This is a genomic window from Microcoleus pseudofavosus SVA1_A4 (assembly GCF_036700565.1).
Classification (GTDB): domain Bacteria; phylum Cyanobacteriota; class Cyanobacteriia; order Cyanobacteriales; family Microcoleaceae; genus Microcoleus.
The window spans coordinates 39203-61669 of the sequence record NZ_JAUBPE010000008.1 but is presented as its reverse complement, the minus strand read 5'-3'; the positions used below and the strand labels follow the sequence as shown (position 1 = coordinate 61669).

General features: G+C 47.2%; 17 protein-coding genes. 7 read left to right on the top strand and 10 right to left on the bottom strand.

Annotated elements, in window-relative coordinates; all coding sequences use genetic code 11:
• The 5 genes from QUA02_RS05635 to QUA02_RS05615 form a co-directional block, all read right to left on the bottom strand.
• Window positions 1–2152 (bottom strand): DUF4347 domain-containing protein (locus QUA02_RS05635; protein ID WP_333025930.1); only part of this gene is annotated, 2152 nt, incomplete at its 3' end.
• A 713-nt stretch (window positions 2153–2865) separates the two neighbouring features.
• Entirely contained in the window at window positions 2866–6330 is a 3465-nt protein-coding gene (locus tag QUA02_RS05630) for a DUF4347 domain-containing protein (RefSeq protein WP_333025929.1), read from the bottom strand.
• A gap of 545 nt (window positions 6331–6875) precedes the next feature.
• Entirely contained in the window at window positions 6876–7427 is a 552-nt protein-coding gene (locus QUA02_RS05625) for a DUF4347 domain-containing protein (RefSeq protein WP_333025928.1), read from the bottom strand.
• Between the two features lie 230 nt (window positions 7428–7657).
• Complete coding sequence (locus QUA02_RS05620) at window positions 7658–7804, bottom strand: hypothetical protein (RefSeq protein WP_333025927.1); 147 nt, start codon at window positions 7802–7804, stop codon at window positions 7658–7660.
• Between the two features lie 125 nt (window positions 7805–7929).
• Window positions 7930–9426, bottom strand: coding sequence for a hypothetical protein (locus QUA02_RS05615; protein WP_333025926.1), 1497 nt, complete (start codon window positions 9424–9426; stop codon window positions 7930–7932).
• Between the two features lie 74 nt (window positions 9427–9500).
• Between QUA02_RS05615 and QUA02_RS05610 the strand changes: the two genes are divergently transcribed.
• A complete protein-coding gene (locus QUA02_RS05610; RefSeq protein WP_333025925.1) occupies window positions 9501–11162 on the top strand; it encodes an ArnT family glycosyltransferase in 1662 nt (553 codons plus the stop codon).
• Window positions 11163–11337: 175 nt separating this feature from the next.
• On the opposite strand, the gene QUA02_RS05605 is transcribed toward QUA02_RS05610, so the two are convergent.
• The 3 genes from QUA02_RS05605 to QUA02_RS05595 all read right to left on the bottom strand — a co-directional run bounded on the left by QUA02_RS05605 (window position 11338) and on the right by QUA02_RS05595 (window position 14105).
• Entirely contained in the window at window positions 11338–12633 is a 1296-nt protein-coding gene (locus tag QUA02_RS05605; RefSeq protein ID WP_333025924.1) for a HEAT repeat domain-containing protein, read from the bottom strand.
• Between the two features lie 45 nt (window positions 12634–12678).
• A complete protein-coding gene (locus QUA02_RS05600; protein ID WP_333025923.1) occupies window positions 12679–13230 on the bottom strand; it encodes a CPBP family glutamic-type intramembrane protease in 552 nt (183 codons plus the stop codon).
• Between the two features lie 224 nt (window positions 13231–13454).
• A complete protein-coding gene (locus QUA02_RS05595) occupies window positions 13455–14105 on the bottom strand; it encodes a phosphoribosylanthranilate isomerase (protein ID WP_333025990.1) in 651 nt (216 codons plus the stop codon).
• A 133-nt stretch (window positions 14106–14238) separates the two neighbouring features.
• On the opposite strand from QUA02_RS05595, the gene psaK reads away from it, so the two are divergent.
• From psaK to QUA02_RS05575, 4 genes are all read left to right on the top strand, one after another.
• Window positions 14239–14523 carry a photosystem I reaction center subunit PsaK gene (psaK, locus tag QUA02_RS05590; RefSeq protein ID WP_333025922.1) on the top strand — a complete coding sequence of 95 codons (285 nt, stop codon included), beginning with the start codon at window positions 14239–14241 and terminating at the stop codon, window positions 14521–14523.
• Between the two features lie 81 nt (window positions 14524–14604).
• A complete protein-coding gene (locus tag QUA02_RS05585) occupies window positions 14605–15801 on the top strand; it encodes a site-2 protease family protein (RefSeq protein WP_333025921.1) in 1197 nt (398 codons plus the stop codon).
• 62 nt (window positions 15802–15863) lie between these two features.
• Window positions 15864–17819, top strand: coding sequence for a CHASE2 domain-containing protein (locus QUA02_RS05580; protein ID WP_333025920.1), 1956 nt, complete (start codon window positions 15864–15866; stop codon window positions 17817–17819).
• Between the two features lie 37 nt (window positions 17820–17856).
• Window positions 17857–18645 carry a DUF928 domain-containing protein gene (locus QUA02_RS05575; RefSeq protein ID WP_333025919.1) on the top strand — a complete coding sequence of 263 codons (789 nt, stop codon included), beginning with the start codon at window positions 17857–17859 and terminating at the stop codon, window positions 18643–18645.
• A gap of 74 nt (window positions 18646–18719) precedes the next feature.
• Here the strand turns inward: QUA02_RS05575 and QUA02_RS05570 are convergent, their stop codons facing one another.
• The gene (locus tag QUA02_RS05570; RefSeq protein WP_333025917.1) at window positions 18720–19478 is read right to left on the bottom strand and encodes a lipoate--protein ligase family protein; all 759 of its coding nucleotides are present in this window, start codon (window positions 19476–19478) and stop codon (window positions 18720–18722) included.
• A 143-nt stretch (window positions 19479–19621) separates the two neighbouring features.
• Here QUA02_RS05570 and QUA02_RS05565 point away from each other — a divergent pair, with 143 nt between their 5' ends.
• Together QUA02_RS05565 and QUA02_RS05560 are read left to right on the top strand one after the other, a co-directional pair.
• Window positions 19622–19948, top strand: coding sequence for a thioredoxin family protein (locus tag QUA02_RS05565; RefSeq protein ID WP_190663385.1), 327 nt, complete (start codon window positions 19622–19624; stop codon window positions 19946–19948).
• Between the two features lie 406 nt (window positions 19949–20354).
• Window positions 20355–21569: an LL-diaminopimelate aminotransferase gene (locus QUA02_RS05560; RefSeq protein WP_333025916.1), complete on the top strand. Its 1215-nt coding sequence runs from the start codon at window positions 20355–20357 to the stop codon at window positions 21567–21569.
• A gap of 478 nt (window positions 21570–22047) precedes the next feature.
• On the opposite strand, the gene QUA02_RS05555 is transcribed toward QUA02_RS05560, so the two are convergent.
• The gene (locus QUA02_RS05555; RefSeq protein ID WP_333025915.1) at window positions 22048–22446 is read right to left on the bottom strand and encodes a hypothetical protein; all 399 of its coding nucleotides are present in this window, start codon (window positions 22444–22446) and stop codon (window positions 22048–22050) included.
• Window positions 22447–22467 lie beyond the last annotated feature (21 nt).

Genomic DNA, 22467 nt, shown 5'->3' with positions numbered 1-22467 from the left:
TCGGTGTGGGTGTGGGTGTCGGTGTGGGTGTGGGTGTCGGCGTGGGTGTCGGCGTGGGTGTCGGCGTGACAGTACCGTTAAATTCGTAAGCGCCGATATCAACGATCGAACTTCCGTTACCATCACCATCAGCCGGGCGAGTCACACCGCGCTGATCCGTAGCCGGCGCGCCTGCACCAGTACCGGTATCAATGGCTGGACTTCCTACTAGCAACGGCAGCACGAAAGCACCGTTGATATTTTGCAAAAGGCCGAGTTTCGGATCTGCGATCGTCACATTTGCCGTAACATTATTGTCGTTAGGATCGCCCGTCGTGAGTTTAGCAGGAAATTGAAGATTGTTTCCCCCGTCAATCAGTTGCCGTCCAGTTTGCTGCTTAACCTTAAAAGGATTACCCGCCGTGTTGCTATCAAAAATCGAATTTTTGACAGTAATTGGCTGATTCCCAAAAGTAGCAATACCTCCCGAATATTCCCCAGCGGTATTCTTAGCAAAAGTCGAATTGACGATGTTAGTTGAAAAGGAATCTCTGTTACCGACAACCATTCCCCCGCCCTGCTTAGCAGCGCTGTTGCCGGAAAATGTACTGTTAACAACGCTGACTTTCCCGTCTTCTCCCAACCACAAACCGCCGCCGTTATCATCGGCTGTATTGTTTGCAAAAGTAGTATTTGTCACCGTTAAATCAACATTTCCGTGGCGGACTCCACCTCCAGAACCTCCACTTCCCGATGAATTCTTTACAGCTTTATTGTTAATAAAAGTGCTGTTTTCCAAAACCACTTTATCTTGGAAATAACCAAACAAAAAGGCTCCTCCTCCTTCTCCTGTCCCGATATTGCCATCAAAAACGCTGTTGCGGATGGCAATATTTCCGCCCACCGGGCCGGGAGTTGCATTGGAGCCCGAAGCATTAGCGCCATCGACGTAAACTGCCCCACCAGGGCCTTTGTCTGTGCGGTTGCCGGTGAATTTAGAGTTTTCGATCGTCATGCTGCCCAACAGGTTATTAACAGCTCCGCCGTAGCTGCCTTTGTTGTTGGTAAATTCGCTATCTCTGATAGTCAGAGAACCGCCGCTTTTAGTTGCGATCGCGCCGCCACCGCGTTCGGTATTGTTAGCCAAAGAACCGTCATTGCCACTAAACTTGCTGTTAGTTACAGTTGTCGTGCTGCGGAAACCCGTGTAAATGCCGCCACCAAAACCGGCAACATTATTGTTGACTTGGCAATTTTCTAAAGTTAAAGTGCTGTTACCTCCCGTTTGAATGCCACCGCCGCTGCTAGTTGCCTCATTATTCGGATCGGTTCCAGAAACTTTGCCGTTGGCAACAATCAGGTTTTTTAGAGTAACATTGGTTGAACCTTCTGTGAATATTACCCGCGAAGTGTTGTTGCCACTGATGGTTAAATTGGTAGCACCAGTTGCATCAATTGTCAAGTTTTTGTTGATGACAAGTTGACCGTTCGAGAGAGTAATTGTTTGGCTGGCAAGACTGGAGGCAAATTGAATGGTATCGCCGGCTGCTGCGGAGGCGATCGCACTTCTCAAGGAACCAGGCCCGCTATCATTATTGTTGGTAACGGTAATAGTTGCTAAAGTCCCTCGGTAATCCGCCATTGCCTGTGGATTCAGAGCTAAGGGCGCTTCAATATCCCCTTTGGCAAACTCCAAATTCCAGTTACCACCGCGGCCAGTGCGATCGCTAGATGCGGCAATATCAGCCCCGGTTAACTCGCCCAGGCGATCGACAAAATCACTACCCGAACCCGCAGCAACATCGCAACCGTAAAGCACGATATCAGCTTTTTCGCTCAGCGCATTTCGCCACCCTTGCAACAGACTTTCATATTGTGGCAAATTATCCGAATTCAACGTCGCAGAACCAAGCTGCAAGCTGCCAGAATTGCCGTGAGAAAAAATGTGAACTTGGTCTAAACTTCCGCCCGCCGCAGCGATTGTTTGCAGTTTGGCCGTAATTTGCTCGACTCCGTTGCCATTTTTATCTAAAATGATTGTCTCTGCACCGGGAAGCACGCCGCTGGCAAGACTTTGATAGTCATCTAAGTCTGAGTCAATGAATACAATTGATTTAGGACGAGAATTGCGGATAACAGATTGCGAATCAATACTGGCAAAATTTGAACTCATTTCGCATACCCTATGAAAATGTTTGCTGTTTGCTGTAGATTCACCTTGAAAGCAGAAGGTGAGAGATGCTGAAGGCAGCAGGCAGAATGAAGAACTCAGCGATAAATCTGGGGGATTCCCATTAAGGAGAAAAGTTTGTTGTTCTCCATGATTGAAATCCGGTACTTGTATCCGTATGCAAGTTTTGGTCTGTTGCGGCTGCGAGTTTTATAGCAATTAACCGCAGAGGATGTAATGCAAACAATCCTGGACGCAGAACCTCTATATTGCAGGTTTGCAATGTGCACCTCACCGATATAAGTAGCGAATCAAACCATTCATTTTTTACCCTTAGTTTGGATAAGTTCAGAAAAGATATCTGCGGTTGCGAATTCCTCAGAATTGCTCTAGCTCGTACCTTATACCACAATACAGTTCAGTTAAGGAAAATTGTAGCTAAAATGTTGGGACGAGTGAAACGGAGGGTTCGTTCCAAGGGCCCAACCTACGCACGGCCAGGTTTTTTAGCACTAACTGAACCGTATTGCCTTATACAATAAAATTCGCATTAAATGCTTGGTTAATTTAACCTGTTTACCCGATCGCAAAAAGTTCCGAAAAATCCGAAATTGAGTTTTTGAGAAAGCTTGCTTTATTCGGGCCGTGCGCGTTGTGAATCCTACGCGATGTTCCCCCAGTAGTAAGGTGCGCAACGCGCACCCTACCAGAGGCAGTTAGATTGTTACCTGAGTGAAATCGCTAGCGGTGAGAGTACCGGGCGCAACATCGTTAAGCTTCGCTAACAATTGATTAGTGCCAGTGACGCTAATCAAAGTTTGATTGTTGCTAGAAGTGATGCTGAGTTGATTGAAACTCAAACCAGGATTCAACCCAATTAAATCCTCACCCTTGCGGAAATCAGTAATCGTATCGCTGCCCAGATTTCGGGTTAGGAAAAACACGTCATTACCAGAACCGCCAGTCAAAGTATCGTCCCCAACATCGCCGGAAAGGAAATCGGAACCAGCACCGCCGGTGAGGATATCATTACCCTTACCGCCGTAAAGCGTATCGTTATCGGTGTCGCCGAACAGCACATCGTTTTCATTGCCGGCGAACAGCAAGTCGTTGCCCTCACCGCCATCGAGAGTGTCGTTTTCTTTGCCGCCGTAAAGCGTGTCATTTCCCAATAACCCAAAAATCTGGTCTGCACCTTCATTGCCAAACGCAATATCGTTGCCGTTTCCCCCATTAATTGTGTCATTTCCTAGGTTGCCTAAAATGTAGTCGTCGCCATCTTCGCCGAACAAAATATCGTCATCTTTGCCGCCGAAAATTGTATCGCTGCCAAGGCCGCCGGCAACAGTATCGCTGCCGAAATCTCCCCTCAAAAAGTCGTCGCCATCTCCGCCAACAATAGTGTCATTATCTTTGCCACCGTAGATGCTATCGTTGCCAGCACCGCCTTGGGCCAAATCGGTGCCTTCATTGCCGTAGATTAAGTCGTTGCCAGCACCGCCGTCAATGTTGTCGTTGCCTCCCAAGCCGTAGAGGCTGTCATTGCCCCCAAGTCCGTTGATGGCTTCGTTAATGCGGCCGCCCGCGATGAAATCGTCTGTATCACCACCGTTGAGGGTTTGGTTAACGGGGTTGGGAGTGACGGCTGCAAGGTTAAATTCGGGGGCGCCGATAGGTGTAGGCGTCGGCGTTGGCGCCGGTGTGGGAGTAGGAGTAGGAGTTGGCGCTGGAGTAGGAGTCGGCGCCGGTGTGGGTGTGGGAGTAGGAGTTGGCGCGGGTGTAGGAGTCGGCGCCGGTGTGGGTGTGGGAGTAGGAGTTGGCGCGGGTGTAGGAGTCGGCGCCGGTGTGGGTGTGGGAGTAGGAGTCGGCGCCGGAGTAGGAGTAGGAGTAGGAGTTGGCGCGGGTGTCGGAGTCGGAGTCTCAGTCGGTGTGGGTGTCGGAGTTGGCGCGGGTGTCGGAGTCGGCGCCGGTGTGGGTGTCGGCGTCGGAGTTGGCGCGGGTGTTGGAGTTGGCGCGGGTGTTGGTGTCGGAGTTGGAGTCGGTGTCGGGAGGACAGTACCTCCGAATTCAAAAGAGCCGCTGTCCGCGATCGCACCTGGAATGCTGTCACCATCTTGAGGGCGAGTCACGCCGCGCTGATCCGTAGCCGGTGCGCCGGTGGCAATCCCTTTATCAATTGCCGGACTTCCTGTCAGCAGCGGCCTGACTAAAGCGCCGTTGAGGTTTTGCAAAGGGCCGAGTAAGGGGTCTGCGATCGTCACACTTGCCGTCGCATTGACATCGCTTCCGTCATTGGGGTTTTTGGGCGGCCACTGAAAATTCCCTCCTAGATCGCTATATTGCGCGGTGACGTGTTGCTGAATTCCCCAAGGGTTTCCTCCGTTAGCCGCTGTATTGTTGGAAAAAATCGTGTTTTTGAGGCTGACATTATTGGCATCGGCGAAGATACCTCCACCAACCCAGCCTGCAGAATTATCGGCGATCGTCGTGTTGACAATAGTCGTGGGTGCACCAAGAGCCATTGCACCGCCGAGTTTGTTGTAATCATCAGCAGCAAACGCCGTGGAGTTGCCAGAAAACGTACTGTTGGTAATCGTAGCAGGGGCATTTCGCATCCACAGGCCACCACCTTGATTATTGGCTTTGTTGCCCGCGAAGGTGGTGTTGGTAATAGTCAATCCCTGGTTGGTTTGGTCGCTCAAAATCGTTACCGCACCACCATTTCCAGGATTTCCACCATTGGGGCTGCCTGTGAGCGCCATAACTTCGTTATTTTGGAAGGTGGTATTTTCCAAAATTACCTTGTCTTGGCTGCCGGTGAACAGATAAGCTGCGCCTCCTTCACCTCGACCTTTATTGTCTTGAAATACGCTATTGGTAATCTTGATTGTGCCGGAAGCTTCGCTCGGATTGCTGGCTCTGTCTGTGTAAATAGCACCACCGTTACCCCTTAAACCAGGATTACCTTGCCCTGTTGCGTAAGAGGCTGCGGTGGTGTCGTTGCCGGTGAATCGCGAGTTGTCAATCGTTAACTTGCCCTGAAGGCTGTTAATTGCCCCACCGTTAATTCCCTTGTTGTTGGTGAAGTCGCTGTTGGTGACTGTAAAAGCTTTGGAACTCAAAAAGCCGATCGCACCTGCACCGCGTTCGTCATTACCTGCCGTGGCGATGTTGCCGTTGAATTTACTGTTGGTAACAGTCAGAGTATTGTTGAAATTGCCAAAAATTGCGCCACCGCCTTTATCGGCGACGTTATTGTTGAACTGAACATTGTCTACTGTGAGGTTTACTTCGTCAGTTGTGCCGATCGCGCCACCTGTATCGGTGGTTTTGCCGTTGGTAATAGTGAGATTTTTGACGGCAAAACTCGTAGCAGTCGCAACGTTTGCATTGACAAAAAAGGCGCGGGATGCGTTGTTGCCGCTGACGGTTAAACCGGCTGCGGCGGCACCGTCAATGGTGATATTTTTGCCAACGGGAATATCGAGTTGACCGCTGGTGAGGGTAATGGTTTGGCCGGCTAAACCTGGAGCGAAGGTAATTGTATCGCCTGCAACAGCGGTGGCGATCGCAGCTCTTAAAGAACCGGGCCCGCTATCGCTATTGTTGGCTACGACGATAGTAGCTAAATCACCTCGGTAATTTGCCATCGCCTCCGGGCTCAAGGCTAAGGGAGATTCAATTTGACCCTTAGCAAATTCTAAATTCCAGTCGCCGTCTCTGCCGGTGATGTTGGTAGATGCTGCAACGTCAGCCCCGGTTAATTGACTGAATTTGTCAACGAAATTAGCGCCTGTACCTGCTGCTACGTCGCAGCCGTACAGCATGATGTCTGCTTGTGGGGCTAGTGAAGTTTGCCACTTTTCCAACTGGCTTTTGTATTGCTCTATATTATCTGAACCCAGAGCGGCATTGCCGAGTTGCAGGCTGCCAGAACTGCCGTGAGAAATGATGTGAACCGAGTCGATCGCCCCGTTGGTAGAGGCGTATTTTTCAATTTCAGAGGTGATCTGTTCGATGCCGTTTTTGCTGCGATCGAGTATTACTACCTGCTGTCCCGGCAGCACTCCCGCTGCAATTGACTCGTAATCTTCCACGCCGGAATCAATGAAGACTAAGGAACGCGGGGGCAGTTTTTCCAAAGAAGATTGTGAGTTGAGTTGAGCGAACGTAGAACTCATATTTTATACTCCATTAATGGCATTACTGGTAGATACAGCCCCGGAGTAATCTCATCAGCTTTATTTGATTACATCTTAACACCTAATTTGGCGCGTGTGTCAATTTAATAAATATTTTTTTTTATTTTTTTTTATCCTGATTTACCTGTTGGCGCTTGTAGTGGCTGGGATTTTTTGCCGCAAGCGCTGGGGAATAGATAACAAAAATTAGCGGGAATTTTCAAATAAATCCCGCTTCTACCAGCCGATTTTTTGGCGACATTATGTGGCTAAATCTAGCCATTATTTCAGGCGTTAGAAAATGTGTCTAGGGTAATTACCTCCTGAATAACCCCTCTTAATTATATGTAAAGCACTTATGTATAACCTCTATATGTAGGGTACGCAGGGCGCACTTTACCCATTTAAAACCGACTTATATACATTTTGAATAATTAGATAGGCTTTGAAGTTATGCGCTAGATTTTCGAGACACCAAAATACTGATATCGAGTTGGTTTTGTGGCATTTACTAAAAGTCAAAATAGTCTGATATTAAGTGCCTGTCAATCGATCGCACTCAAGTTGTTTGGGCGCTGGTGCGGCACTTTGAGGACTTGGGCCGTCACTGCAAACGTTATTATAATTATTGAGCGGGAGTTGATAGGATCGATTATTGCATCGCTCTCCTGATTACTAAACAGCCGATCGCGCGCGCGGCCGTTGCCGAGTGTGTCACTTTCTCGATCGGCATAACATGAACCAAGTCCGCTTTTTTCACTCAGGGAACAGTCCCATTTTGGCAATTGGCTTTTGTATGGTTCGAGATAATCTGAACTGAGGATAACAGAGGCTAATTGCTGTTTGCCCGAGCTGTCAGTACAAATTGTGCAAACTTTGTCAATCTCTCCAAGGATAGAGGCATATTTTTGAAGTGCCGAGGTAATTTGCTCGATCCCGTCAGAGTTGGAGTTGACTAAAATTACTTCTTCATCAGCCAAAATCCCAGAAACAAAATATCTATTGTCATTGATACTGGATTCAGTGAATACAAAGCTTCTGGATGGGGGATTTCGGTATTCCGAGGCGTGATTGATTTCCGTCAAAGAAGCCAACATATTTCGTGTTCCAAAAGGGTGTTGAGTGGTAGATGCACCCCTGGAGTCAGACCGTCATTCGATTTTAGATTTTAGATTTTAGATTTTGGATTGACCCCACGGATAAATTCGGGGGCTTGAGGATTTTAGATTTTAGATTTTGGATTGATTCCACGGATAAATCACGTGGCGGGTACCATCAAGAAATTTTTGGCAGAAACAGACAGCCACTTTGTTTGTTTCGCTTATTGCTATTTAACCCACCTATCAGTTTCGCCTATTTCTGCGGCACTGCCATCCGCGATCGCACGGAATTTATATTCTGCGTGTTTTCCCCCACAGCCCCAACTGCCCGTAATTACCGATCGATCCTGTATCCTGTAGGGTGACAGTTTCAAAAAATAATTCAACTTGATAGCCCGTGCTTCAAACCCCAATACTCATCACTCATTCCCATCTAAAATCTAAAATCTAAAATCTAGAATGGTATGACAGTTGGTCGATATGCCCGCAACTGCGCGACTCAAGATTCTGTAGAAGATGGCGGTTTCTTCCCTGCATTGCGGATATTAATAATCTTGCTGAGCGCCTCGAACCAAAAACTAGCTCCCATAGAAATAGCTACGCCGCTCAATATCCAACCAAACAATTTTGCTATCAAAGCCGGCAAAAATAAATTCCCCTTCGTGTCTAGTTTTAACCTGTTCGGTTCGCTCCATCCCAAAGGCAGAGCTACATTATCCAAAGCTCGATCGACCTGATTTTGAACTTTTGTCAGACTTGTTAAATTATCTAATTTCGTGCTAGCATTTTTTTCCACCAACTCCTTAGCGTACAAATTAACAGTCGATCGCAGCATCGAATCCTTCGACAACCGATTAATAATATTAATGCTATCAGCATTAGCAGCCACAGCGATCGCAGTTCCGAGCAAAATCGCCACCCCTCTGGCATTCCGCTTGTAAACGCCAGAAGCACGCTCCATCGATTGGTCAAACCAAATTTCAATTTCTTTCTGAAACCGCTGCAACTGCACTTGAGTATCTCCGCCGCCGCCTTCAGCGCGCTGCGCTAAAATATAAAGGCTGCGTTTCAAAGATTCTGGCATACGGTCCAAGGTTTCTTGAATTTGTTTGTAAATCGGACTGTCCTCTTTGTCCTCCATAATTTCTGCTACCGTATCCTGAGTTTTCCTAACTTTCCTAACGGTATTTAACAGATTGCTTAAACTCGGTTGCAGTTGCGATCGCAGCGCCTCCCGCTCAAATTCGCTATCAAAACTCGCCTTAACAAATGCCATTTGCCTCTGAAATTCTCTCCCTCCCAGCTCGGTTTCTGGCAGATAAACCTGAGAATCATTAATATAAAATCCTAGCTTTTCAGACATCCGATCCAAGCTGTTGTTCAAACTACCCAAATCGTTTTTATAATCTTCAACAACGCGATTAAATTCCGCCGTCAGCCAGCCAAATTCTTGCTCGATAATCGGTTTAGTAGACTCCGGCAGATTCAGACCCTCTCCAATGATTTGAATTTGTGCCAACTGTAAATCTTTAAATCTTTCCAATCGCGTTTTAGAGAGCGAGCGCATCAAAATAGAAATCTTTAAAGTATCTAAAAGGCTAGCAGAAAAACTCTCTGCGGGAATATAAGAAGGCCCGCTTGATTTATTGCCGAAAACATTCTTAATGCCAGTAACTCGGCGGCAAAAATCCCCCAAGCGGTGGGTCACAGAGCGGAATCCCTCTGAGAAAATCCCTTTCGCTGTCTGATTCAAATCTTTGATAATCGGATTGGTGTAAATCTCATTGGCTAAATATCCCACCCGCTGAAATTGCACCGGATCTTTTGCGCCTTCGCTGCCGCCAGAAATCAGCACTTCGATCGACTTTTTTAAATGTTCTGCCCGCCACTGCAAAACAGTAGCAATCAGTTCCTGAATTTCCGAAGCTAGCAAGCTTAACGTCAGGTAGATAAACACTAAGCCAATGATAATATCTATAATTACAGGCAAGTTCATAATATTTTCCTTGTCGCAAATAACTGCTGTCTCAGTTTACCTTTAGTTTGGGACGCTAAAAACTCTATTAATTTATGTCAGAAATCTTTCCATTCCCGGGCCGCAAACCGAAAACTCGTTTGAATGACAGCTTTACAGACAAACTGTGGATGCTGGCTTTTCTGTTCGCTGCGGTGCTGATTTTCCGGCTGAATCTCGGCGGCGCGGCGTTGCGGGATTGGGATGAAGGCATTGCTGCGGAGGTAAGCCGCGAAATTTGGCGCGGCAACTTAAATTGGCTGTATCCGACGATCGGCTCAATGCCTTATTTGAACAAGCCACCGCTGGTACACTGGCTGATGGGGCTGTGTTTTGCCGCCGGCGGTGTCAGCGAATTGACGGCGAGGTTGGTACCGGCGATGCTGACAGCCGTCAGCGTGCCCCTGCTTTACGCCATTGGTAGGGAGTTGTTTCCCAGACGGTCGATCGCCATTTTTTCGACTTTGGTTTACCTGACGCTGTTGCCGGTGGTGCGGCACGGACGTTTGGCGATGTTGGATGGGCCGGTTTTGTGTTTTTTGCTCGCCTCCGTGTGGTGTTTGCTGCGATCGCGCCGCGACTTGCGCTACGCTTTGGGGGCGGGGATTGGGTTCGGACTCATTTGCCTGACTAAGGGCCTCATGTTGGGGCTGCTGCTGGGCGCGATCGGCTGTATTTTCCTGGTTTGGGATACCCCGCGACTCCTCACTTCTGGGTATCTTTGGGGCGGATTGGCGATCGGAACTTTCCCGGTAGCTGCTTGGTATTTTGCCCAGTGGCTGCACTACGGCCAAGATTTCATCAACGCTAATTTAGTTAACCAATCTTTCCGGCGCATTTGGGAACCTGTGGGCCACCACAAAGGCCCGCCCTGGTATTATCTTTTAGAAATTTTAGAATCAGCTTGGCCGTGGCAGTTATTTTATCTGCAAGGGCTGTATTTTAGTTGGGAAAATCGCAATTTTCCCGGGTCAAAATTAGTATTGGTTTGGACTGGAGTATATCTGCTGGCTATTTCTGTGATGAATACTAAATTGCCTTGGTATGTTTTGCCAGTTTATCCAGCTTTTGCTCTAGCGGTTGGCAGTTATCTCGCTGAAGTTTGGGAGCAAATGTCGCTGCCGCAAGAGCCGGTAAAAGATGAAGCAGAAGAACATTTTGATGCTATTTCTTTTTTGCCTCATCCCGCGATTTTGGCAGTGCTGGCTCTAGTTGCTGTCGTCGGCTGCGTGTACTTCAGTGGCTGGGTACGGATCGGGGGACAAGTTGCGCCTCCCCAGCGAGATTTGCAGTTAATGCTGATGTTTGTAGCTTTGACAATGACACTGGCGGCCGTATTGCTGCACCGCAAAGATCGGCAGTTTCTATTAGTTTTAATTTGGGGAACTTACGTCACGCTGTTAGTATTTGTCGCTTCCGATCACTGGGTTTGGGAACTGGCAGAGGATTATCCGGTTAAGCCGATCGCCGAAATTGTCCGCCAAGGAACCCCAGTCGGTCAGGAAGTCTTCACCTCTCACCGCTTGCCGCGTCCGTCGCTGAATTTTTACAGCCAGAGGCAAGTTATTGTCGCCGACGCGCCGACGCTCAAACAGAAATGGCAATCTCTGCCTCAACCTTATTTTCTGTTGGAAAAACCCGTTCTCAAACATCTAGCTTTGGATAACGCGGAGGTTGTCAAAACTGTTGATGATTGGGTTTTGGTCACTCGAAAATAAGCGATCGCGTGTGCCAAAATTATCGTAGATACTGTATGGTGCGTCGCTATCAACAATCTACTTGCCTGCGCTGGAAAATTTCGCAGCGACGCACCATGCAATCGGTAGGGACACAACAATGTTGTGTCCTGTGTTGTCGGCAATTGAGAATTGCTATATTTATCGTAGTAACTGGTTAACGTTTGGGTCTCTTCACATCAATAATTTTCGGTTTCACCGCCGGAGTGCGCGGATAAAACTTAAACTTATTGAGCGCAGCACTTGCCGATTTGGCCACACCGCTATCTGTATCTCGCAAAGCTTTTTGCAACAGCGGAATCACTTTTTCTGACTTAATCATTGCTAGTGCTTCCACAGCAGCTTCGCGCACCTCCGGGTGAAAATCTTGAGCTAATTTTCCCAAGGTTTCTATTGCTCGCTGACCTTCTGCTCTCAGAGCATTAGCAGCAGCCATTTTACCTAAAGCAGACGCTGCAAACTTGCGGGTTTCTGTGTCCTGACTTTGAACGCATCCCATCAACTGCGCCAGCGAATAGCTTGGTGCTTGTCTGGCAATTGGAAGCTGTTGTGCTGCTTCGGGTTGAGGTAAATCAATTGATTCTGGTTCAGAAAAATTTGTGTAATTTAACTCTTGTTCAATTTCTGTTTGATTTAACTCCCTTGGCTGTTCCTGCCAAACTTCTTGTGGTTGTAAATCTTCTCCAAATTCTGTGGGATTTAACTGACTGAACTGTTGCTCCACTTCTTGTTGTTGTACATTACTCTCGTACTGCTCTTGCAAAGACCTGATAGTAGCTTGCATCTGAGCTTCGTGAGCTTTCAACTGCTCGTTAGCCGCTTGCAACTGACTCTCGTATTGCTGTTGCAAAGCCTCCATAGTTAACTGCATCTCAACCTCGCGGTTCTCATATTGCTCGGCAGTTTGCCTCAATCGAATTTCGTGTTCGTTTTGCAGGCTTTGCAAATGTTGCTCGATCTGAGATTGATAATTTTGATGCAATTCGTCAGCAACTCTGAGTAAATGATGTTCGTGTTCTGCTTGCAAAGATTGGATATTTTGCTGTAGCTTAGCATTGTTAGCGGCTTCTAATTCCTCGCTGATTTGTCGCAGCTCGTGCTGGTGTGCGCCAGCAACTTGTTGGAGCTGAATGTCGCGTTCTGCCTGAACTTGTTTGAGCTGATTTTCGTATTGAGCCGCAACTTGTTTGAGCTGATTTTCGTATTGGGTAGTAACTTGTCTGAGTAAATTTTCATGTTCGACAGTAGCTTTTCTAAGCTGATTTTCCCGTTCTTCTTGCTGAGATTCGACAGCTTGTTGCACCCGAGACATCTGAGCTAATTCTATTTCCTCAGTAATTCTGCGAGTTTGCTGCAAGTATTCTTGCTTTTGCTTGTTTAACCGCTTTTCCACCAACCAGTAAGCAACTGCTATCCCTGCCAAAAAACCTACGATCGCTCCTATAATACCCACTACTGAGATCCTCCCGACAAAATGGTTGTGCTGGACTTTTTACATTTAACCATACAGCCTCCTGTAACCGCCCAATAGCAGCAGCCAGGCTGTCACTCCCAGCCAGTGAACCGCCACCGCAGGCCAGATAGAACCGCTTTGCAGGTACGCGATGGAGCACGCACCTCCCAAAATTGCCGCCAGCAGCAAAAATACTGGATTCATAAAGGTCGATCGACCAACCGGATAAAAAGTCAGCGCGTTCAGCGGGTGGTAAACTATAAAAAGAGCCAAACTCGCGCATCCCCAAAACCACAGCATTAACTCAGAAGCATTCTCGGAGGGGTGCGGCAGCATCAATACGCGGAACAATAATTCCTCGGTGATACCGGGACTTAACAAACAGCCCATCAGCACTGCTACAATTGTACGCCCAGAGGTTTGCACGTCTACTTTCAGAAATCCCGACCAAAAACCGACGGGAAGGGCGATCGAAGTGTAAACTAACACAAGCATTGCTGCAACCAACCAATCAGTCAAATCGGGAATAGTTGAAAAAGCCAGGGTGAGGCGCCGCGGCAGCAATCCCAGCAGCGCGATCGCACTAAAATTTAACATAATCAAACCGATAGTTAAAGTTTTTCAAGAGATATTACCATAGCGGAATCGGCGGTTGAAACCGCTGTCGAGAGTCAAACGAAGTCCACTCCGAGCGGACTAAAGAATAAAGGGGATAAAAAGCCCGGATTTGATACAGCGTATTCCAGATTTATGAAGTACAACAGTAGGGACACGGCGAAAGCCTTTGTCCCTACCCGTTATCTGTAATGCTATATTATCAATTAGCAATTACCAGCAACTTGAGCTAATTTAGCGAACAACTGAGCAACTTTGGTCAAATCTTTATCTCCAGGCGCTATTTCTACGCCGCTAGAAAGGTCAACACCGCTGAAGTTATTGCCGATCGCGCTATCAATTGCATTTAAAACATTATCCGCTGTTAAACCGCCAGCCAGCAGCCAAGGACACTGCGGTCTAAACTCTGCTAACATCATCCAGTCGATCGTTTTACCAGTACCGCCCAATTGCTCTGGATGGTAAGCATCCAGGAGTAAAGTATCGACACGAACAGCGTAAACAGCAGCGGCGGCTAAAGTTTCAGGATTCTTAACTCTCAGGGCTTTGATAATTTCAATTCCCGGCAAAAACTCGCGCAGCCGATCGCAATATTCCGCTGTTTCATCTCCGTGCAACTGCACCCCGCTTAAATTTGAGTCTGCCGTTACTTGACAGATATTTTTTATTGTGGTATTTGCAAAAACGCCGATGCGATCGACATTTTCCGGCAACTGCTCGACAATGAGGCGAATAGTTTCCGGGCTGACATAGCGGGGAGAAGCCGGCACGCAGATAAACCCCAAAGCCTGGGCTCCCAAGCTGGCGATCGCAATTCCTTGGTCTAATTTAGTGATTCCGCAAATTTTTACCCGCACTCCTCGTCCTCCGTTCCGAATTTGTATCAAAATATCAACGAATTGTTAACTATTAAAACAAATCTTAGTTTAATGCAAACCGCTTTTTATAATCTTGGAAATCAATTTATCTGTGAAATCAGAAGGTAAAAACGTGATCTACTCATCTTTGCTCTTAGCCGTACAATCTACCGTTCCCTCAACGCCGGAGTGGTCGCCACTGGTAGGACTGACAATGATTTTATGCAACTTGCTGGCGATCGCGATCGGCTACTACGGCATAAACAAGCAACACCGAGGCAAGGGCCCAGCTTTACCCGTTGCAGTGCCTGGAATGTTCAAAGGCTTCGGCATACCAGAATTGCTAGCAACAGCCAGCTTCGGCCACTTGCTAGGGACTGGAGTAATCTTGGGCTTGGGTAACGCCGGAGTTCTTTAAAAATCAGGGGAAGGGGAAAAGCAAGGGGAAGAAAAGATATAATAGAAACTCTTTCTTCCTCTCATGCGGCAGGAAACTTTCATGCAGACAGGTTGGCGAATCGGCTCTTTATTTGGCATCCCCCTACTTATAGATTACTCGTGGTTTATAATTTTAGCCCTAGCAACCCGCCAATACGCCAGCAGTTACAGCTTGTGGGGGCCGGCGCTCTCCTGGAGTGCTGGTTTGGCAATAGCTCTGCTGCTGTTTGCTTCCGTGCTATTGCACGAACTCGGACACAGCTTGGCGGCAATGTCGCAAGGCATTAAAGTTAATTCTATTACCCTATTCTTATTTGGTGGAATTGCATCGATCGACTCGGAATCAAAAACTCCCGGTCAAGCTTTTCAAGTAGCCATTGCCGGCCCTCTCGTCAGCTTCGCGCTATTTATAATCCTCGGTTTGGGTTCTCAAGTTCTCCCTCAGACAAGTTTGATTGCAATTGTGGCAGAAAGGGTAGCAGAAATTAATTTAGTTTTGGGATTATTTAACTTAATTCCCGGCCTGCCTTTGGATGGAGGACAAGTTTTAAAAGCAGCAATTTGGAAAATCACCGGCTCTCGATTTGCAGGCGTTCGCTGGGCGGCAAAAACAGGACAAGTTTTAGGTTGGCTGGCCGTTGCTTTCGGTCTGAGTTTATGCTTGTTAGCGCGCGAGTACGGCGGCTTGTGGATTGCGCTGATCGGCGGGTTTGGGATTCGCAATGCGCTAGCCTACAGCCGCTTTGCTTCGTTGCAAGAAGCCCTACTAAAAACTAAAGCTGGCGATGCGATGAGCCGCGAGTTTCGAGTTGTAGATGCAGATTTGAGTCTGCGAGAATTTGCAGATCGATATTTGTTAGAAGTCAATCCGTTTCCATTTTACATTGCTGCGACCAACGGGCGAGATTTGGGCTTAGTGTCGATCGACGATATCCGCTTCACAGAACGCAGCCAGTGGCAAATTCAGACTTTGCACAACATTTTGAAACCCCTGGGAAAAACCCCCACAGTCTCAGAAAAAGCATCCATCGCAGAAGTAATTAACAGCATGGAAGCCCGTCAACTCCCCCGAATCATCGTCCTCTCGCCGATTGGTTCAGTAGCGGGGACGATCGATCGGGGCGACGTGGTTAAAGTTTTGGCAAAATACCTCAAACCGCAGATTTCCATCGCCGACATCAAGCGCAGCAAAGAAGAAAACAGCTATCCTCAAGGATTGCAATTAAGTGCGATCGCCAAAACTGCACAGGAAAATTAAAAATTTGGCAAGTTAAGATGGGGTGCATTTTTTCACGCAGAGTTGAAAAAATAATTATCAATATGCCCAAATTTTTGCATCACTTTCATCATAACTTGAGGGATAGAGGCTGGAGTTGGCAAAACTTAACTCAGTCCTTCGCCTTCGCTGACTTGAAACCTCTTGCTATTACCTGCATGGTCGTAACGGGAACTCTATTAGGAGTGCGACATTTAGGCTGGTTGCAGCCATTGGAATTAAATGCTTTCGACCTCATGGTGCAGTTGCGTCCTGATGCGGGCCCTGACCCTAGGTTGCTGGTAGTAACAATCACCGATCGGGACATTAATACTATTGAAAAATGGCCGATTTCCGATCGCACTTTAGCAAAAGCGATCGCAGAATTAGCGCGTCTTGAACCCACAGCTATTGGCATAGATATGATTCGCAATATTCCCTACGAACCGGGGAATGCAGAATTAGTAACTCAATTGAAAAACCCAAAAGTAATCCCCATTACCTTGATCGGTAACTCTAAGCAAGATCCAGCACCACCACCTCCCAATATACCAAAAAAGCGGGTAGGATTTAACGATTTAGTCGTCGATCCAGACGGTATACTTCGTCGCAATTTGATGTTTGCTAGCGATGGTAAAACGACACTGACTTCATTTTCAATGCGACTAGCTTTTGCCTATTTGGATAGCAAAAAAATAGATTCTCAAATAACAGAAAAAAAAGAAATTAAGGCAAATAAAACAGTATTTTCTAAGTTGCGATCGGACTCAGGAGGTTATCAAAACATTAATGCCCAAGGCTATCAAGTCTTACTCAATTACCGATCTGCTGAAAATATAGCACAGACCGTGACACTAACTCAAGTATTGGAGGGAAAAGTTGACCCCAAATTGGTGAAAGATAAAATAGTGCTAATAGGCGTTACAGCCCTAACTGTAAAAGATATCTTTTCCACCCCTTACAGCGCTACTGCAAACGGAAACCGCCCGATGCCAGGAGTATTAATTCACGCAACAGCCACTAGCCAAATTCTCAGGGCAGTTTTAGACGGCAAAGGGCTATTTTGGTATTGGGATGAGTGGCAAGAAATGCTCTGGATCGCTGTTTGGAGTGCAGTGGGCGGTTGTTTAGCTTGGCGGCTAGAAAATGCGTCCCGTTTCATGGCCAGCGCGATCGCAGCTTTCGGCTCATTATTGGGATTCACCTTTTTCCTATTCACTCAACAGGGGTGGATACCTCTAATAGCCCCTGCCCTGGCACTTTTAATCACCCCAGGAGTCGTAGTAACATATAAGTACGAGCAGTCGAAGCAACAGCAAGAGATTGGGATGAAATTATTAGGACAACAAACTTCACCGGCGATCGCAAATGCCCTGTGGAAAGAGCGCGTCCATCTGCTCGAATCAGGGTTATTGCCGGGCCAAAAAGTTACTGCTACCATCGTCCTCACCGACTTGCAGGGTTTTAGTACAATATCCGAAAAACTACCACCAGAAGTGGTAATGAGTTGGTTAAATGAGTATTTATCAGCAATGGCCCAAGAAGTTCAAGCACATCAAGGCGTGATTAATAAATTTACCGGAGATGGAATGCTGGCAGTATTTGGCGTACCCATTCCCCGCACCACTCCAGAAGAAATTGCAGAAGATGCTCGCCTCGCCGTATCTTGCGCTCTAGCCATCAGTTCCCGCTTGCCACAAATGAATCAAAATTGGAGCGATCGCGGTTTACCGTCCGCAAAAATGCGAGTAGGCATCTTTACAGGGCCTGTGATGGTGGGTAGTCTGGGAGGCGCAACCCGTTTAGAATATGGAGTGATCGGCGACAGCGTAAATATTGCCTCTCGGCTCGAAAGCTGCGAAAAAGATCGGCAAGAGGACACTTGCCGGATATTGATTGCAGAAGAAACCTTACTGCATCTGGCAGGTAAATTTGAAGTAGAATCTTGGGGAGCTTTACCGTTAAAAGGGAGGGAACAAAAAGTTAATGTCTACCGCATTTTGGGAATAAAAAATAAATAAAAAACCGAATCTCTCCCTAAAAAATCATGGAGTTAACATGAAAACAATTACTAAGTTTCTCCTCAAACTGACATCAGTTTGCTCAATAGTATTGATAGCAACACTTAATGCTTCCCAATTAGCAGTTGTGGGACAGCCGACTCCAGATGTAGATGGCAAGCCAATCACTCAATCGGGAGGGCCGCGCTTCGTTCAGCCCCGTGAAGATATTGACGATCGGCCCCCCACTCACCCGAGAGGCCCTGTTGTGCGCGGTGGCTGCGGGAGCAGTAGTCAGCTAGGTCTCAAAGCCTTAGTGCCTACAAATAAGAGGGGACGGACTGTTTCCGACTATCCAACATTCTTGTTCTACTTGCCTCAAACAGGGGCAGAATTAGCCGAATTTACCCTAGAAGAAGATGAAAGCGGCAAGCAGATTTATAAACAGGATCTCACAATTAGCAATTTATCAGGGGTGATCGGCGTTAGTATCCCCGCTAACCAAAATGTGCCGCCCCTGGAAGTAGGCAAAACTTACACTTGGAATTTTACAGTGATTTGCGACTCTCAAGACCGATCGAGCGATCAGATGGAAACCGGTATTGTGCGTCGAGTTGAACTGAGTGCAGATATCCGCAGTCAATTAGAGAAGGCAGATCCGCGCCAGAAAACCTTTATTTACGCTCAGAATGGGATTTGGCAAGATGCTCTGAGCACTCTAGTTGCCGCTCGTCGCGCTAATCCTAATGATGCAGAATTAGTTGCTGATTGGAAAATCTTGCTGGATTCTGTGAAATTGGGCGAAATTGCGGCAGAGCCGATCGTTCCAATTGAGGCGCAGCCATAGTTTATTGCATAGCATGGGAGGCCCAGAAACCGGGTTTGATGGACGAAAAAACTTCGTTGTCGCTCGCAGATTCGCTAAAAAACCCGGTTGATGAGAGTCGGAGTGCGTAATTCCTGTATAGCTTCCCATTCCTCATCCGAAAGCGGCTGCACCTCCAAATCAATCCCAAAACAGCGACAAGCCGCCGCACTTAAAACATCAATTATATTTGCAATCGAATCATTTCCCCCTTCAGATAGAGGTAATTTCACAGGAATTAATTCCTCCCCAAAAACTTGAGAAAACAAATCAAAATCCGGCTGCAAACGCATCGAACCGTGCTGCAAAATAGCATCACCCCGTCGCAATTGCGCGCTACCAATTAATTTGCAGCCATCAGGCGTAACTAAATCTGCACCCGTCGCAGTACCAAAACAATTCGGGTTGTGAATGTAACCCCTTCCAGCTTCCCCGTAGTGCAAATCCAAATCCATCGCCCTCCAACCCTCAATCAAAAACTCGCAAATAGTCTGATAAGCTTTCAGACGGCTGCTTCCAAATCCCGACGCCACAACTGCATAAGTTAAATCCCCTTGGTGGAGCACGGCGCGCCCGCCGCTGGGCCTCCTCACCAACTCCACAGATGTTCCCCGCCAAGACAAATGCTGCCAAAACTCCGGCCACCGACGCTGGTGGTAGCCCAAGGAAATTGCCGCCGGTAGCCAAGTGTAAAATCGCAGAGTTGGCGGATGTTTGCCCGCTAGATGCTGTTCCAGCAACCATTGGTCGATCGCCATCTGCAACCTCCCAGACGCTTGTAGCAGCGGAATTAAACGCCAAACAGAATTAGCCATCAGTCCCCAGTCCTCAGTTTCTAGTCAATAATTCGCAGAATGTTTTAAAATTAGTAACAGTCTTTTGAGCCTGTTTTCTAAGTTTGTGTAAATTTTACAGAGCCAAGGCTGTAGAAATAAATAGAAAAAATAATCGCAGAACCATGAGCAACAGTGTAATTGTCATTAACGACGAAAAATTTGAAACAGAAGTGCTAAAAGCAGAGCAACCAGTGCTTGCCTATTTTTGGGCTACTTGGTGCGGGCCTTGCAAACTGATCGCGCCTTCGGTAGACTGGGTGGCTGCCAACTACAGCGATCGCCTGAAAGTGGTTAAAATGGAAATTGACCCCAATCCTAATACTGTCAAGCAGTATAAAGTAGAAGGAGTCCCAGCTCTCAGGCTGTTTAAAAATGCCGAAGTAGTGCTTTCCCACGAGGGAGCTATTACTAAACAAACTTTAATCGGTTTGCTCGACGCTCACTTATAAAGTTGGGAAATGATTCGGGAGTTGGAAACTCCCAACTCACAACTATAGCAATCGCAAATATTTTTTGAACATCTCTCTTTTCTCCTCAATATTCCTCTCTGACTCTGCGCCCTCTGCGCTCTCTGCGGTTAGTAAAAAAAAATATCGTTCACAAAGCCAATAAAAATGCAATATCAAAAAATCCCATAATTATACTAATTCTCAAAAGTCATGCAACAGTAGCTGTAGGGTGCGTCGCCACCCTTAAATCCTAAAAAAGAGCGACAATCTCAAAGCGACGCACCTTACCTGAAGCGTGAGCGCAAACAAACCAAACACTCATGATTGTTGCAATACGAGGCGAGAATTGGTATTATTCACAAGATATAAAAAGATTCATTAACATCTCCAAAAACTTACAAAAAATATGCAATTTGCCAAACGTTTAGAGCCACTGCAATTTAATGTATTTGCCGATATGGATCGGGCGAAAGCTCAAGCTAGAGGATCGGGGCAAAATGTGATTGACTTGTCTCTCGGTTCTTCCGATTTGCCGGCGGCGGCTCACATTACAGATGCGATCGCGAATTCTCTGTCCGACTCCAGCACCCACGGCTATTTGCTGTTTAACGGGACGAAATCTTTTCGGGAAGCAGCAGCTATTTGGTACGAACAAAAATTTGGGATTTCAGTCAATCCAGAAACAGAAGTGCTGCCGTTAATTGGTTCCCAAGAAGGCACGGCGCATTTGCCTTTAGCTGTACTCAACCCCGGAGATTTTGCTTTGTTGCTCGATCCGGGTTATCCCTCTCACGCGGGCGGTGTTTATTTGGCTGGCGGTCAAATTTATCCGATGCCGCTGTTAGCGGAAAATCAGTTTTTGCCTGTATTTGAAGATATTCCGACACCAGTGCTGGCTCAGTCGAAGATGATGGTTTTGAGCTATCCTCACAATCCTACAACTGCGATCGCACCTGTTGCTTTTTTTGAGAAAGCCGTGGCTTTTTGTCGCGAACACCGGCTAGTTTTGGTGCACGATTTCCCTTATGTGGATTTGGTTTTTGACGATCGCAATTCTGCAATTGAGGCGACTGGGAGCGAGGAAGAATATCGAAAATTGATGGCGCCGTCAATTTTTCAGGCCGATCGAGATAAGAGTGTGGCGATCGAGTTTTTTACACTATCCAAATCGTACAATATGGGAGGTTTTCGAGTCGGATATGCGATCGGCAATCCCCAAATCATTGAAGCACTGCGACAGGTAAAAGCCGCCGTAGATTTCAATCAATACCAAGGAATTTTGAATGGAGCGATCTCCGCTTTAACCGGCCCTCAAGACACGGTTAAAACCAGCGTAGAAACCTTCAGAAAACGGCGGGATGCCTTTGTAAACGCGCTGCACGGCATTGGCTGGCAAGTGCCTGTACCCCCCGCCACCATGTACGTCTGGGCGAAACTGCCTGCACCTTGGGCTGAAGATTCCGTGAAATTTTGCACTCAGCTAGTACAGAGTACAGGAGTTGCAGCTTCCCCCGGTGCCGGTTTCGGGAAATCAGGAGAAGGCTACGTGCGATTTGCCTTAGTCGAGTCGCCAGAAATTTTGGCAGAAGCTGTTAGGAGAATTGCTGAGTTTCAAAGTTGAGCGATGTGATATAGCAGAAGTCCGATGGAAGTCGGAAGAAGTCCGATGCAACAATCGCAATGGTTTCAGCAATTTAAAATGTTTTAACCGGCTTGGCGGTTGGTATGTGTGTCAACTTAACCTGAAATACGCCTCTTCGACTTAAGTCCACGGGACTTTCGCTGTGAGGCAGGGGTTAAACCCCCTGCCGCACAGGAGGTTATATCAAATCCCGCAGCATCGGAATGATATAAACGGAGGACACGGCAGTGCCGTGTCCCTACAATTGATCGTGGTAGGGACACGGCACTGCCGTGTCCTCTATATTATTCCGATGCAACCGGAAACGATATTAGACGTGTTTTTTGACACAAAGAAGCGTACGGCGTCTCAGTCCCTACACGCAGCTCAAGATTGGATCGAGCTAAACTATTGTCATTTCTACCTAAAGGAATAGATATTTGCACGGAGTATCTGTCACAATTCATGTTGAGAAATGTTAACGCGAGGCATCTTGAGAATTGCCAGTTCCGCTCACCCACTCTAAAAATCCTTGAAATGAATTCTGTCGGGGTAGCGATTGTTCCGTAGCGGCGATCGCACATCCCAAAAATACCAAACTGCCCAAAATTGCAATCAGCGGAAAATGCTTACCCAGCCCAAAGTCGCGCTGAAGGCGAGCTAGCGGTCTGCTTTCGCGCCTGAGCATCTTTCCCACCGTCAGTTGTTTGAGACTAAAAGGATCGCGCACAAAATGACCGCTCCAGCTAATTACCATATGAGAATGGCAGTGAGGACAAGTGAATAGTCCGCTGACCATTCCGACTGGGCCTACGACGCTGGAACGGTTGCAGATCGGGCAAGTGACAGAATGAGTGTTATAGGTAGGAGCGTTCATAACTGTTTTTCTTGAGTAAAA

Bases quoted from the DNA above. Each gene is read 5' to 3' on its own strand.
- QUA02_RS05565 (WP_190663385.1), top strand. From the start codon at position 19,622: ATGAGCAACAGTGTAATTGTCATTAACGACGAAAAATTTGAAACAGAA.
- QUA02_RS05600 (WP_333025923.1), bottom strand. From the start codon at position 13,230: ATGTTAAATTTTAGTGCGATCGCGCTGCTGGGATTGCTGCCGCGGCGC.
- QUA02_RS05575 (WP_333025919.1), top strand. From the start codon at position 17,857: ATGAAAACAATTACTAAGTTTCTCCTCAAACTGACATCAGTTTGCTCA.
- QUA02_RS05585 (WP_333025921.1), top strand. From the start codon at position 14,605: ATGCAGACAGGTTGGCGAATCGGCTCTTTATTTGGCATCCCCCTACTT.
- QUA02_RS05625 (WP_333025928.1), bottom strand. From the start codon at position 7,427: ATGTTGGCTTCTTTGACGGAAATCAATCACGCCTCGGAATACCGAAAT.
- QUA02_RS05580 (WP_333025920.1), top strand. From the start codon at position 15,864: ATGCCCAAATTTTTGCATCACTTTCATCATAACTTGAGGGATAGAGGC.
- QUA02_RS05570 (WP_333025917.1), bottom strand. From the start codon at position 19,478: ATGGCTAATTCTGTTTGGCGTTTAATTCCGCTGCTACAAGCGTCTGGG.
- QUA02_RS05630 (WP_333025929.1), bottom strand. From the start codon at position 6,330: ATGAGTTCTACGTTCGCTCAACTCAACTCACAATCTTCTTTGGAAAAA.
- QUA02_RS05560 (WP_333025916.1), top strand. From the start codon at position 20,355: ATGCAATTTGCCAAACGTTTAGAGCCACTGCAATTTAATGTATTTGCC.
- QUA02_RS05615 (WP_333025926.1), bottom strand. From the start codon at position 9,426: ATGAACTTGCCTGTAATTATAGATATTATCATTGGCTTAGTGTTTATC.
- QUA02_RS05610 (WP_333025925.1), top strand. From the start codon at position 9,501: ATGTCAGAAATCTTTCCATTCCCGGGCCGCAAACCGAAAACTCGTTTG.
- QUA02_RS05555 (WP_333025915.1), bottom strand. From the start codon at position 22,446: ATGAACGCTCCTACCTATAACACTCATTCTGTCACTTGCCCGATCTGC.